Below are 12,343 nucleotides of genomic sequence, written 5' to 3'. Positions count from 1 at the left end.
TCACTTGCGGCCTTCCTTCGGCAAACGGATGGCCGCAATTATGCGTGCCGTGCTGCGGGCTGCAAGCTTAAGGATTACTGCTTACGGATGATCGGGACCCATAACTCGTTCTTGTCCTCATCTGGCGGGAGATAGCACTCGATGGCCGGCAGCGGGGCAAGCTCATAGGCTTGGGACGGAATCCATTCGGAATACAGGCGTTTCCACATCTCCGCGATTTGGCCAGGGTCGCCCCCCATTTCAAATACGGCCCATGCGGAATCGGGAAACGAACGCTGAATAAGAGGCTCCGGCGGCGTTTGCTCGGACACAACCGATAAAATATAGCAGAACGTATCCTGCCGTCCGTAATCGCCGTCGGCACAGACGCCGAGGAATCCGCGGATCGGATGATCATGCCTTTTAAATGGCCACAGCTTGTGGAAGACATCCTCCTCCGCCGCTTCCTGCCACAATCGGGGGACGACATCATACGCATTCTGAGTGCTTACCTCTTTGGAATAGCCGATAATCGAAAACGCCGGTATTTCTTCAATCCTGTAATTCATTTCTGCCGCTCCTTTCATGGAAACTTGAAAGAAGATGCGGGGATAGTCCTTCAGCTTCGTTCCGGCAAGCCGGGCTGCGGAGGGAGTGGTTCCGTGCATGTTCTGGAATGCTCGCGCAAATGCCTCCGGCGAGTCGTAGCCGTACTTCAGCGCGAGATCAACGATCTTGATGTCGCTGTTCTGAAGCTCATACGCCGCCAGCGTAAGTCTTCGCCTTCGTATGTATTCCGATAGCGTAACCTCCGCAATATACGGGAACATCCGCTGAAAATGATACACCGAGCAGCAGGCGATTCGTGCGGCTTCCGCGAAATTGATCTCTTCGGTGATATGCTCTTCCATATAACCGATCGCATCATTCATGCGCCGGACCCAATCCATCTGACCCATCTTCCTTTCATGATCCAATATAACGGAGTGTCGTCTCCGGCTGCCTAGCAGATGCTGCACCATATCGGCAAGCCTCGATGCGATCGATATCGTTGAACGCCTATTTCAACGGGACCTGCTTGGACAATGCTTCAAACTGTCCCAAGTGCGGAGCGATCTTCTTATAGATGCTCTGCAAATATTTGCGGTCAGCGTCGTTCTTCCGCTGCTCCGCTTCCGTGCCCAGCGGGAAGATCGTGTAGCTCTTGTTGACGGAACCATTCTTGTACTTGACGTCGAACAGGTTGCCTTTCTTCCAGGCTTGATGCAGGCCCTTATTCGTTCCCATGATCTCCAGCGTTTCCTTGCCATTCGTATAGGTGAAGCTGAAGTCAGGGTCAGCAACGGCTTGAATGACATCATATCCGTTTGTAAACACCCCATCCTTAAAGATCCCCTTTTGAATCTGGTGCCATCTTACGGTCCCGTCTGCTTGGGTCACCTTATGCGTAAGGACGCCTTTTCCATTCATCTGATCACCGGACCAGCTTCCCGTGTAAACGACTTTATGCTGCTCGCCGTCCTCGATGTATTGATTGATGTACTTCCCGCTTCCGGAGCGTTTGCCATTCACAAAATCGCCGGAATATTGCTTCTCCGTTCCCCATTTTATCGTTCCACGACCGTTAGGCTGCCCGTTTGAAACTTCGCCGTAGTAGGAGGTGCGCTCGGACATTTGTATCCGCTCTTTCGCCGCTGAAGCATCGGCAGAAGCCGCAGCCGGAATGAGCGAAGCGACGGTGAGTGAGGCCGCCAGCGCCGTTGTCAGGGTGATTGCCGTCATTTTTTTCATGTTAAAAAATTCTCCTTTTCTTAGATGATCCTCTATTACATTCGCGTAAAGCCGGCGATATTCCTTTTTAAGGGAATGAAAGCAGGGAGGAGCCTGCCGTTAACACGAGGATTGCGCCGTTAAGTTCAGGATGCCAGGCACCAAAATTGATTGCGTAATGCCAAAGGCGCTATACTAAAAATCATAGGTTTCTTTTTGGTTTAAGCAGGACGGCGGTTTTTTTGTGAATAAATCGTGAACATTATTGGTAAACACCATGGGCCTGCGAGCAAAAAAAGTTTAACATTCCTATGTAATGTCTTTATACTTTAAAGCAGTAGACTAACACATCAAGCCAACGAATAATAGGATTGGCAAAGGGAGGATCACGCTTGAACTCGAATATCAAAGTCGGAATCGTAGGTTATGGCAACTTAGGCAAAGGCGTCCAGAAGGCAATCGGACAAAACCCCGATCTGGAGCTGGTCGCAATCTTTACGCGCAGAGACCCGCAGCAGATGCCGGAGGTATCCGGTGTGCGCTTCGAGCATATCTCGGCAGCGGAACAGTATATCGGCAAAATTGACGTTATGATCCTGTGCGGAGGATCCGCAACGGATCTGCCTGAGCAGACTCCACAGATCGCTCGTCTGTTCAATACGGTAGACAGCTTCGACACCCATGCCAAAATCCCTGAGTTTTTCGAGCAGGTAAACGAGGCAGCACAGGCTGGCGGCCATGTCAGCGTCATCTCGACAGGCTGGGATCCGGGGCTGTTCTCCATGAATCGCTTGCTTGCCGAGTCGATTCTGCCGGAAGGCCATGATTACACATTCTGGGGCAAGGGCGTGAGCCAAGGTCACTCTGATGCGATCCGTCGTGTACCAGGCGTAAAGGCAGGCGTACAGTACACCATTCCGGTACAAGAGGTTATCGATGATATCCGTTCCGGCTCGACGCCTGAGCTGACGACCCGCGAGAAGCATATCAGAGCCTGCTACGTCGTTGCAGAGGAAGGGGCCGACCAGGAGCAAATCCGCCAGACCATCGTTTCGATGCCGAACTATTTCGCGGACTACGACACGACGGTTACCTTCATCACGCAAGAAGAGCTGGACGCCGAGCATTCGGGCATGCCGCATGGCGGCTTTGTCATCCGCAGCGGCGTTACCGGCAACGGCAGCAGACAGATCATCGAATTCGGTCTGAAGCTGGACAGCAATCCGGAGTTTACCGCCAGCGTGCTTGTAGCTTATGCGAGAGCAGCCTTCCGCTTGAGCGGGGAAGGGCAGAAAGGCGCCAAAACGGTGTTTGATATTCCGCTCGGATACTTGTCCCCTAAATCGGCCGAAGAGCTCCGTCGCGAGCTTCTATAAGCCGTAAGAGAAGGCCTTCCCGTAAGAACGTTCATCTTGCGGGGGGGCTTCTTTTTTTACATGTAGGGTTTGAAAAACATGAAAAGGCCGTCCCGCAGCAGAGAATTCCTGCTGGCGGGACGGCCCTGTTATTGGCGTATACCCTCTTTAGACGATGCCTTGGGCGATCATGGAATCGGCCACCTTCAGGAAGCCTGCAATGTTCGCGCCGGCCACCAAATTGCCGGGTACTCCGTATTGCTCTGCCGCATCTACGGCATTGTTATAAATGTTCTTCATGATTTGATGCAGCTTTGCATCGACTTCCTCAAAGGTCCAGGCCATGCGCATGCTGTTCTGGCTCATTTCCAGCGCGGATACGGCCACGCCGCCGGCATTTGCGGCTTTCGCCGGTCCAAACAGGACACCTGCCTCGAGGAACAGCTCGATTGCATCAAGCGTTGAAGGCATGTTAGCCCCTTCGGCAACCGCCTTGACGCCATTGTTGATCAGCGTCTTGGCAGATTCGGCATCCAGCTCGTTTTGCGTAGCGCATGGGAGTGCGATGTCACAAGGAACCGTCCAAATGCCGAAGCATCCTGGGTGATACTCCGCATGCGGATGGATGCGAACGTATTCGCTGATCCGGAGGCGGTCTCTCTCCTTGAGGAGCTTAACGGTTTCCAGCTGAATGCCCTCAGGATCATAAATATATCCGTCCGAATCACTGCAGGCTACGACGCGGGCGCCGAGCTGCTGGGCCTTCTCGATCGCATAGATAGAGACGTTACCGGAGCCGGATACGATCACGCGGCTGTCTTTGAAATCAAGCCCTTTGGAAGCAAGCATCTCTTGCGTGAAATAAACGCAGCCGTAACCTGTCGCCTCGGTCCGGACCAAGCTGCCTCCGTAGATGACGCCCTTCCCGGTCAGAACGCCGGATTCATGTCCACCGCGAATGCGCTTGTATTGACCGAACATGTAGCCGATCTCGCGAGCGCCTACCCCGATATCGCCTGCAGGCACGTCGGCATCAGGTCCGATATGGCGGTACAGCTCTGTCATAAAGCTTTGGGTGAAGCGCATGACTTCCTGGTCCGATTTGCCTTTCGGATCAAAGTCGGAACCACCCTTGCCTCCACCGATCGGCAGGCCGGTCAGGGAGTTTTTGAAGATTTGCTCAAAGCCGAGGAATTTCACGATGCCGGCATAGACCGAAGGATGGAACCGGATTCCGCCTTTGTATGGACCGAGGACGCTGTTGAATTGAACGCGGAAGCCGCGGTTCACTTGGATTTTACCCTGATCGTCCGTCCATGGGACACGGAAGGTAATCATTCGCTCCGGCTCGACAAGACGCTCGAGGATTCCATGCTCTTGATACTTCGGGTGTTCAGCCAGGACCGGCACGATGGAATCTACGAATTCCCGAACGGCTTGATGGAACTCGGTCTCATGCGGGTCTCGGGATACGACTTGGGAATAAATGGACTCAACATACGCTTGGGCAGCAGCAAGAGGTGAAGAAACAGAAATATTCGTAGTCACTTTTATGATGCACTCCTTCAAATCGTTAAAGTAGGTTGTCGTGAACGTCCGGCAGCAACAGGGTAGGACCATTGTCCAAATAATTTGCACTAAATCGATAAATCATTGTCACAACTGTATGTTAGGTTGATGAGAATTTTATAGAATTTCGGCGTCATTTTCCAATAAAATGTTTTTTATGGACCTATTAAATATTTCTATGCAGGTAACATTTTATGTGAGTTTAAGGCCGCGAAAGTGCCGAAAAATCAGGGGTTTTCCTGCTTTGGACGAACTTGAAACATCAGATGTTTCAAGCATCTGCACGGCTGTTTTCTCCGCTCCCGTCCGCATGTTTTCAACTTCAAAACGGATATGAAAAAAAAGATCGAAAAAAACCCCCTCGCAAGATTTTTCTCGATCTTTGTTTGATTTTAGTGTAAAATTAATAATTTAACTACTTGGATATATCTATGAAGCCTTCGCCGAATACGTCGCGAACGTCATGGATTGTAACAAATGCGTTTTTGTCCTCTGCGCGAACGATCTTCTTCAGCATCGATACCTCCTGCTTGCTGATCACGATGTACAATACATCCTTCGGCTGACCGGTATAATAGCCATATCCTCGCAAAACCGTTACTCCCCGGTCCATAACCTCCGTCACCCGTACCGCAATGCGGTCGTGGTGGGTGGAGATGATCGTGACGGCTTTTTTCGGATTCAGGCCTTCGATAATGAACTCCATAGCCTTGGTACCGATATAGAGAATAACTACCGTGAACATGACCTTCTCAATTCCGATGACGAAGATGGAGAGTCCCGCTACAATCAGGTCGAAGAACAGAAGGGCGTAGCTGATATTCCAGTCCCAATATTTGTTGGCGAGCCGTGCGAGTATGGCCGTACCCGCCGTCGTTCCGCCTACCCTGATGATGAGCCCGATGCCGACCCCGGCAAGGAGCCCGGCGAATATCGCATTAATGACCGGCTCGCTCGACGAAATTTCCCAATGCTCGGTCAGATGCAGGAACAGGGAATTGAAGCCGACAGCAATGATGGTGTAGACGGTCGTTTTCTTATCAAGCAGCTTATAGCCGATAATCAGCAAAATGCCGTTAATGACGATGCTGACGAGCGCGGGGGACCATTTAAGCAGGTAATATAAAATAATCGAAATCCCCGTTACGCCGCCTTCCCCGAAATCGTTCGGAATAATAAACAGGTTGACGGCAAGAGCGAACAGGAAAGCCCCTACCAGCAGCATAAGCATGTCGAAAAGTCTTTTTTTCATACGAATACCTCCACTGAATCTAAACTCACAAAAAAAGCGATTAAAGGAAAAATCATCCTTTAATCGCCTTATGCAAACGTAAGTTGCGCAGCTCTTTTGATACTTTTTATTATATAGGAACATGACATGACTTGTAAATCATTTTCGATCCGTGTCCTCTCTGAACGGACAGAATAGGAGCGCAACATTTCAAAACGGCCCCTATGGTACAACTGAAAGTGAAATCAGAGGAAAGGGATGATATACATGAGTAAGTTAAATGGAAAAGCAGCACTCGTCACGGGAGCCAGCCGGGGGATCGGAGGGGCGATAGCGAAACGCTTGGCTCAAGAAGGGGCCTTAACAGCCGTTCATTACGGCAAGAACCGGGAAGCTGCCGAGGAGGTTGTGCGCGAAATCGAGCGAAGCGGGGGAAGGGCATTCGCGATCGGGGCTGTGCTGGATACGGTCCAGAGCGTCGAATCGCTCTACGCTGCCCTGGATGAAGAATTACGGCAGCGGACAGGAGAGACGGGGCTCGACATTTTGGTCAACAACGCCGGGATCGGCCTGGCCGTGACCATTGATGAGACATCCGAGAAGGATTTCGACGAGGTGATGCGGGTCAACGTAAAAATGCCGTTTTTCCTGATACAGCAGGCGCTGCCGCGGCTGAGGGACGGAGGGCGCATCATTAATCTGTCGTCGGCAACGACTAGAATATCGCTGCCGGCCGTTCCGGCCTACAGCATGACCAAGGGAGCGATTAACACGCTTACGCTGTCGCTGGCTAATCAGCTTGGCGCGCGGGGGATTACGATCAACGCCATCCAGCCGGGGTTCATCGCAACCGAGATGAATGCCGCGATGCTGTAGGATCCGGCCTCCCGTCAATTCGGCGCGGAATACTCCATCTTTGGCAGGTGGGGGGAGCCGGCGGATATCGCCGATGTGGCCGCTTTCCTGGCATCCTCGGAAAGCCGCTGGATCACCGGACAGTGCATCGATGCAAGCGGCGGATCGCATCCATCTGTAACGGAATGCAATGTGCACAAGATTACACCCCGTACGCACAGGCTGTGCGCACGGGGTGTTTAGATTTTTTCCTTACTTTAACTTGGGAAGCTGGCAAACCTACGCCAATACCTCCACGGTGAAGCCCCCGGGAGCTTTCACATAGAAGGTCCAACCGTGGGCCCGCTTCGGAGACGACGCCTCGAAGCCGTCCTCCGTTAAACGCCGATACATCTCGTTCACCTTCTCCTCATTCTCCTGAATAAAGCCAATATGGAAGGTTTTCGGATAATGCGCTTCGGTTCCCTTCATCAGCGTCAGCACAAGCCCGTCATCGTCAAACAGCGCGGCAAAGGCTTCCCCGCGCTCTCCACCGATCTTCAACCCGAAGTAGGTTTGCAAGAAATTTTTCGCAGCGGATACATCCGTGACGGTCAGATTAACGTGATTCAATTTCATCTGCAACACTTCCTTTCAGAAATTGGAAATCTAAAACCAGCTTATCACATTCATGCAAATGCGAAGCTTACGGGTGAGAAGCATGGGTGTTGCGCAGGAAATCCGTCACTTGAGTTTAAGGTTATGGTGCAATGTCAAACGGAAATGCTGAAATAGTTAAACACCCTTAAAATTCCCATCGTTTGTCGAAAGAGAGTTTTGGATATCTATCTTAAGGGTTACTGCTTAACATAAGTGTATTATTTTGCTGCCAATATCAGCTGTTCCGCCATCGCATGCAGCTCCCATACATCACAGGTTTGATTGGCCAGAATGATGCTCGTCGTTTCAATTTTTGGATAGTACGCAAACATGACGGCTACTCCGGCATTAGAACCCTCTTTGTACATACGAACGAGATTTCCCTTAAGATCATAGGTGAAATGAAATCCGTACCCGTTTATGACCTTTCCCCATTCATACGCTCTTTCGATGTCGGTTTGCGGCTTCATGATTTCCCTGGTCATCTCAACGGACAGAAGCTTCCCGTCCGCCAAGGAACGCATGAATACATCAAGATCGCCGACTGTGGTATAGGCTCCTCCGTCAGCAGTACCGATTGGAGGGAAGGAGTAAATATTCTTTTTCCATATCATTTCATTGTCCTCGTTGAAGGCAGCGGCATATCCTTCAGCCACCGCCATATCGCCCTCATCCTTAGCGATAAAGGACGTGTGCTTCATTCCACAAGCTCGAAATATGTTCTGTGCCACATAATCACGGTAGTTTTGACCGGTTGCTTCTTCGATGGCAAGTCCAAGCAGCACAAAAGCACAGTTATTATAGCTGACATCCGTTCCCGCCTTGAACTTCGGCTCCTTATAGGCAAACTGCGGAATAAAATCAATGCAGTTTCTTATTGAATAGTTGGGCTTGCTGATAAACAACGCCTCGTAGCTCTCTCCCAATTCTTCGTCTGCGTCGTCTGCGATGCCCGAAGTATGCGTGAGTAGATGGGCAATTGTCACATCATCAGGAATTTTGGTGCCGGTCAGGTCAATAATGTCCGTTATACGGTCGTCAAGCCGAATCATTCCCCGATCAACAAGCTGCAAAATCGCCACTGCTGTAAACAGCTTCGTGACCGATGCGGTATCAAACCTTGTATGGATCGTATTCGGGACTTGGAAGCCGCGATGAGCCAGGCCGTATGCCCGTTCAAAAATCGTATCGCTGCCGTCTTTGATAAGAACCGCTCCTGCGAAATGATGCTCCTCGTAATATTTATTGAATAAGGAATCAAAATGATGACCCATTACGTTCCCCCCTTAAAATCGGCAACCTTATTTTACCAATCCACAATGGATATGTACCGATAAAAAACAACTATATCCATTCTTGCAGCTGCAATGAAAAGCACAGACAGGGCTGCAGCAGCCTGCCTCACGGCAAGCAGCCACAGCCCCTTCAACGTGTCCGGGCGCGGACCTTTATTATTCTTCTCCCGTGGAGATCGGGTTCCCCTCGTAGCTGATCCAATCGCTCCAGCTTCCGGCGTACAGCTTCACGTTCGTATATCCGGCCTCCTTCAAAGCGAGCACATTCGGGCATGCAGAGACGCCGGACCCGCAATAAACGATGACCTGGGCATCCTTTGAAATCCCTGAAAAATGCTCCTGGAGCGCTTGCGCATCCTTCCAATGCCCGGATGCATCCTGGACGCCTTTCCAGAAATAGTTGACCGCGCCCGGGATATGGCCGGCCTTCACGTCCAGCGGCTCCTCAATGCCGGCATAGCGGCGCGGATCGCGGGAATCGATAAGGATGTGCGAGCCGTCCTTGGAAGCGGCACGCACATCCTCCATTGAGGCGAGCATGGCCGGCTGAAGCGACGGCTCATACGTCGCCGGAATGACGACAGGCGTCTCGTCCGTGACCGGATAGGAAGCCTCCTTCCAGGCCGTAAAGCCTTCGTCCATCACGTAAGCCTGCTCATGTCCCGTGTATTTCAGCATCCACCACAGCCGGCTGGCCATCATGCCGCCTTGGTCATCATAGATAACGACACGCGCGTCCTGATGGATTCCGGCTTTGCCAAAGGCCGAGGCGAGCTGCTCCATGTCCGGAAGCGGATGACGGCCACCATGCTGGGCTGCAGGAGAGGAGAGGTCCTTCTCCAGGTCAAGATAAACGGCCCGCGGAATATGCGTCTCGTCATAAGCGGTACGGCCTTGATCCGGCTGGCCCAGGGTAAAACGACAATCCACGATGACGAGATCGGGCTCGTAGAGCCTTGCCAGCAGCCATTTCATCGATACGATATGGTTCATAGAGATTTTTAGCACCGCCTTTTCATTTTCATTCGAAATGATGAATTCGTAATCGAATTATATCATATTGCTTGCCGCGCTCACGTATATAAGTAAAAAGCCGGCCTGTCTCATAGAATAGGAGAGAGGGCCGGCGTATAGGCAAATCGCTTAGTAAATGAATGATAGCATATGCAGGATAAGTAAGATAAAACCTTATGTTACTTAAGAGCTTCCAGCAGCATGGAAGTATAAGCGGCTGCGCCTTCCGGCTCCAGATGAACGCCGTCCGAGCGGAAATATTCCGGATGGCCCTTGCTGGCCGAATACCAATCGATGAGCTTCACGTTCGGATACCGGTCTGCAGCGGCTGCCAGCATCTCATTGACGTTCTGCTCCCACTCCCGGGGTACCCGGGTATTGACGAGCAATATGCGCTGCGCGGGCTCGAGCGACTTTAACAGACTGTCCAGGTCCTTCTGCGCAAAGGCGCCGTTCGTCCCAAGCCCAATGATGACGGTGCCGCCTTGGATTCGGTTATTCGCCTGCAGCCCGGGCAGGAGATCCCTCGCCTGCCGCATTTGACGGCCGATAACCGCATCGACATGGATGCCGGGGATCGCCTTCTCCAGATAAGGGGAGACGCCTAGCATGACGGAATCGCCGATCGCTGATACGGCAGCGCCTGATATCGGCTCTTTAGTCTGAGTGCCCGGTTTCGGACTTGCCGGCTGCTTCGAGATGCCGCTGCTGCCGGAGTCGCTTTCCGACGGCTTTTCTTGGCCGGCCGGCTTCGAACCGGACGAATCCTTGGCGGTATTCCCGGATGGCGAAGGCGGCGCATCCGACTGCTTACCGCCTGTCTCAGAGCCTTCCTTCACAGCCGCATCCTTCCCTGCAGAGGGAGGCATGTCATCCCCTTGATCTTGAACTCCCCTATGGTCTTTCAAGCTGGAATTGGTATGGGACTGAGCTTCGTCTCCGGGATCGGCCGACTTGGCAGGCGTCGTTGGCTCCGGCGTCGGTTTCCCGTCAGTCTGGCCGGAACCTTCCAAGGGAGCTGGAGGATCGGCAGGGTCCTTCCCGGCTTTGTCCGGTTCGGTGATTGTTTCTTTCGCTGGCAGCTGCGTAATCGTTTCTTCCGGCGCTCCGGCGCGAGTTGGATCGGTTCCGTTCTGATCCAGGTCCGGTCCCGGAATATGAAGCATCGCTGCGATATCACCGGCCGTCTTCGCGTCCGAGACGCTGCTCATCATGCCGGTACAGAATATCCCGATCAGGATAAGCGAGCTGAACGAGACGATCCAGCCTTTCACGGAAATGGAGGCCGGGCGTTTCCGGAGCGAGCTCAAGCGCTCCCTCAGCTTCCGGAACCCGCCCCGGCGGATCGGCTGCTCGACATATTTCCAGGACAGGGCAGCCAGTACGATGCTCGCCGCCACCTGCAAGACGATCTGGGGCATGCTGAGCCCGCTGACGCCGGAAGATGGGGAAAACAATATCAACACAGGATAGTGCCACAGATAAATTCCATAAGACCGAACCCCGAGCCACAGCAGCGGCTTCCCGCTGAACAAGCGGGACAGTCCGGTTGCCGGGTGGGCCAATACGGCTACGAGCACGGCCGCTGCAATCGAGAAGAGAAACATCCCGCCCCGGTACAGGAACGGATCGTAACGGTCTACCTTCCACATCATGAGGAGCACAACGAGCAGGGCCAGCATGCCGATCAGGTTCAGCGTACGTCTGACGGCAGGCGACGCGGAAACGGGGAGCTTCCAGCTGGGCCAAACGATGGCGAGTCCGGCTCCGATGAGCAGGCCGAAGGCTCTTGTATCGGTCCCGTAATAGACACGGCTTGGATCCGTTCCAGGCTGATACAGCACACCCATGACCGCGGCCGACAGAAGGGCTCCCGCCGCGATGAACGCGAACAGCTGGCCTCTTCGCGGGAACAGCTTAAGGCCGGCCAGCATGATCAGCGGCCACAACAGATAGAACTGCTCCTCTACAGCCAGCGACCAGAAATGCCCAAGAGGCGAAGGGGGACCGAAGGATTCGAAATAGGATTGCTGCTCGAATATAAACTGCCAATTGCTTATGTACGTGATCGCCCCGAGCACGTCGCCCCTAAGGTTTGGCAGACGCTCGCGATCAAACAGGGTTACCCATGCAACGATGAGGAGGAGCATGATCATGATGGCCGGCAGCAGACGCCGAAACCTTCGGACCCAGAAGTCCTTCAAGTCGATTCGGCGGTGATGATGCCACTGCGATGTAAGGATGTCCGTGATTAGATATCCGGACAGCACGAAAAACAAGCTGACTCCGAGGAATCCGCCGCTTGCAAAGCCAAAGCCCCAGTGATACGCCATGACGCCGATGAGCGCCAGGGCGCGGAGCCCGTCAAGACCGGGCATATAACGCGAGTGCGACTTACCGGATCCGGGCACGGCCCACTCCCCCTTTCGAGCGGCATGGGCCTGCTCCGCCCTGCAACAGCTGCCGTGATAATATGTAGGACATATTCACAAACGTCTGGATGTCTAGATATGGATGTGTCATTTGGAACATGGTAAACCTTCCCTTTCATTTAGCAGAAGCTGCAGCTTATGTAATAATGGATCGAATTCTGCAAAATCCTGCAACAAGATGTCATAGCTAATACTATCATCTTC

9 protein-coding genes and 1 pseudogene are annotated in these 12,343 nt (G+C 52.7%); 2 read left to right on the top strand and 8 right to left on the bottom strand.

The window, feature by feature from the left end; translation table 11 throughout:
- Positions 1–74: 74 nt before the first annotated feature.
- A complete protein-coding gene (locus J2Z18_RS06315; protein ID WP_210094390.1) occupies positions 75–929 on the bottom strand; it encodes an AraC family transcriptional regulator in 855 nt (284 codons plus the stop codon).
- Between the two features lie 109 nt (positions 930–1,038).
- A complete protein-coding gene (locus J2Z18_RS06310; RefSeq protein WP_210094389.1) occupies positions 1,039–1,770 on the bottom strand; it encodes an MORN repeat-containing protein in 732 nt (243 codons plus the stop codon).
- Between the two features lie 371 nt (positions 1,771–2,141).
- On the opposite strand from J2Z18_RS06310, the gene J2Z18_RS06305 reads away from it, so the two are divergent.
- The gene (locus J2Z18_RS06305; RefSeq protein ID WP_007127345.1) at positions 2,142–3,125 is read left to right on the top strand and encodes a diaminopimelate dehydrogenase; all 984 of its coding nucleotides are present in this window, start codon (positions 2,142–2,144) and stop codon (positions 3,123–3,125) included.
- A gap of 147 nt (positions 3,126–3,272) precedes the next feature.
- On the opposite strand, the gene gdhA is transcribed toward J2Z18_RS06305, so the two are convergent.
- Entirely contained in the window at positions 3,273–4,652 is a 1,380-nt protein-coding gene (gdhA, locus tag J2Z18_RS06300) for an NADP-specific glutamate dehydrogenase (RefSeq protein ID WP_007127346.1), read from the bottom strand.
- A gap of 436 nt (positions 4,653–5,088) precedes the next feature.
- Positions 5,089–5,925, bottom strand: a complete 837-nt coding sequence (locus tag J2Z18_RS06295) for a YitT family protein (RefSeq protein ID WP_028403835.1) — start codon at positions 5,923–5,925, stop codon at positions 5,089–5,091.
- Positions 5,926–6,171: 246 nt separating this feature from the next.
- Here J2Z18_RS06295 and J2Z18_RS06290 point away from each other — a divergent pair.
- Positions 6,172–6,927, top strand: a pseudogene (locus J2Z18_RS06290) (SDR family oxidoreductase); the annotation flags it as partial.
- A 111-nt stretch (positions 6,928–7,038) separates the two neighbouring features.
- On the opposite strand, the gene J2Z18_RS06285 reads toward J2Z18_RS06290, so the two are convergent.
- The 4 genes from J2Z18_RS06285 to J2Z18_RS06270 all read right to left on the bottom strand — a co-directional run bounded on the left by J2Z18_RS06285 (position 7,039) and on the right by J2Z18_RS06270 (position 12,118).
- Complete coding sequence (locus tag J2Z18_RS06285; protein WP_007127349.1) at positions 7,039–7,377, bottom strand: VOC family protein; 339 nt, start codon at positions 7,375–7,377, stop codon at positions 7,039–7,041.
- 239 nt (positions 7,378–7,616) lie between these two features.
- Positions 7,617–8,672, bottom strand: a complete 1,056-nt coding sequence (locus J2Z18_RS06280; RefSeq protein WP_210094388.1) for a serine hydrolase domain-containing protein — start codon at positions 8,670–8,672, stop codon at positions 7,617–7,619.
- Positions 8,673–8,849: 177 nt separating this feature from the next.
- Positions 8,850–9,686: a sulfurtransferase gene (locus tag J2Z18_RS06275; protein ID WP_210094387.1), complete on the bottom strand. Its 837-nt coding sequence runs from the start codon at positions 9,684–9,686 to the stop codon at positions 8,850–8,852.
- 200 nt (positions 9,687–9,886) lie between these two features.
- Positions 9,887–12,118: an acyltransferase family protein gene (locus tag J2Z18_RS06270; protein WP_210094386.1), complete on the bottom strand. Its 2,232-nt coding sequence runs from the start codon at positions 12,116–12,118 to the stop codon at positions 9,887–9,889.
- Between the last annotated feature and the right edge of the window lie 225 nt (positions 12,119–12,343).

This window comes from Paenibacillus lactis, assembly GCF_017873605.1.
Taxonomy (GTDB): domain Bacteria; phylum Bacillota; class Bacilli; order Paenibacillales; family Paenibacillaceae; genus Paenibacillus_AQ; species Paenibacillus_AQ lactis.
This window is presented reverse-complemented; position numbering and strand designations above follow the sequence as displayed.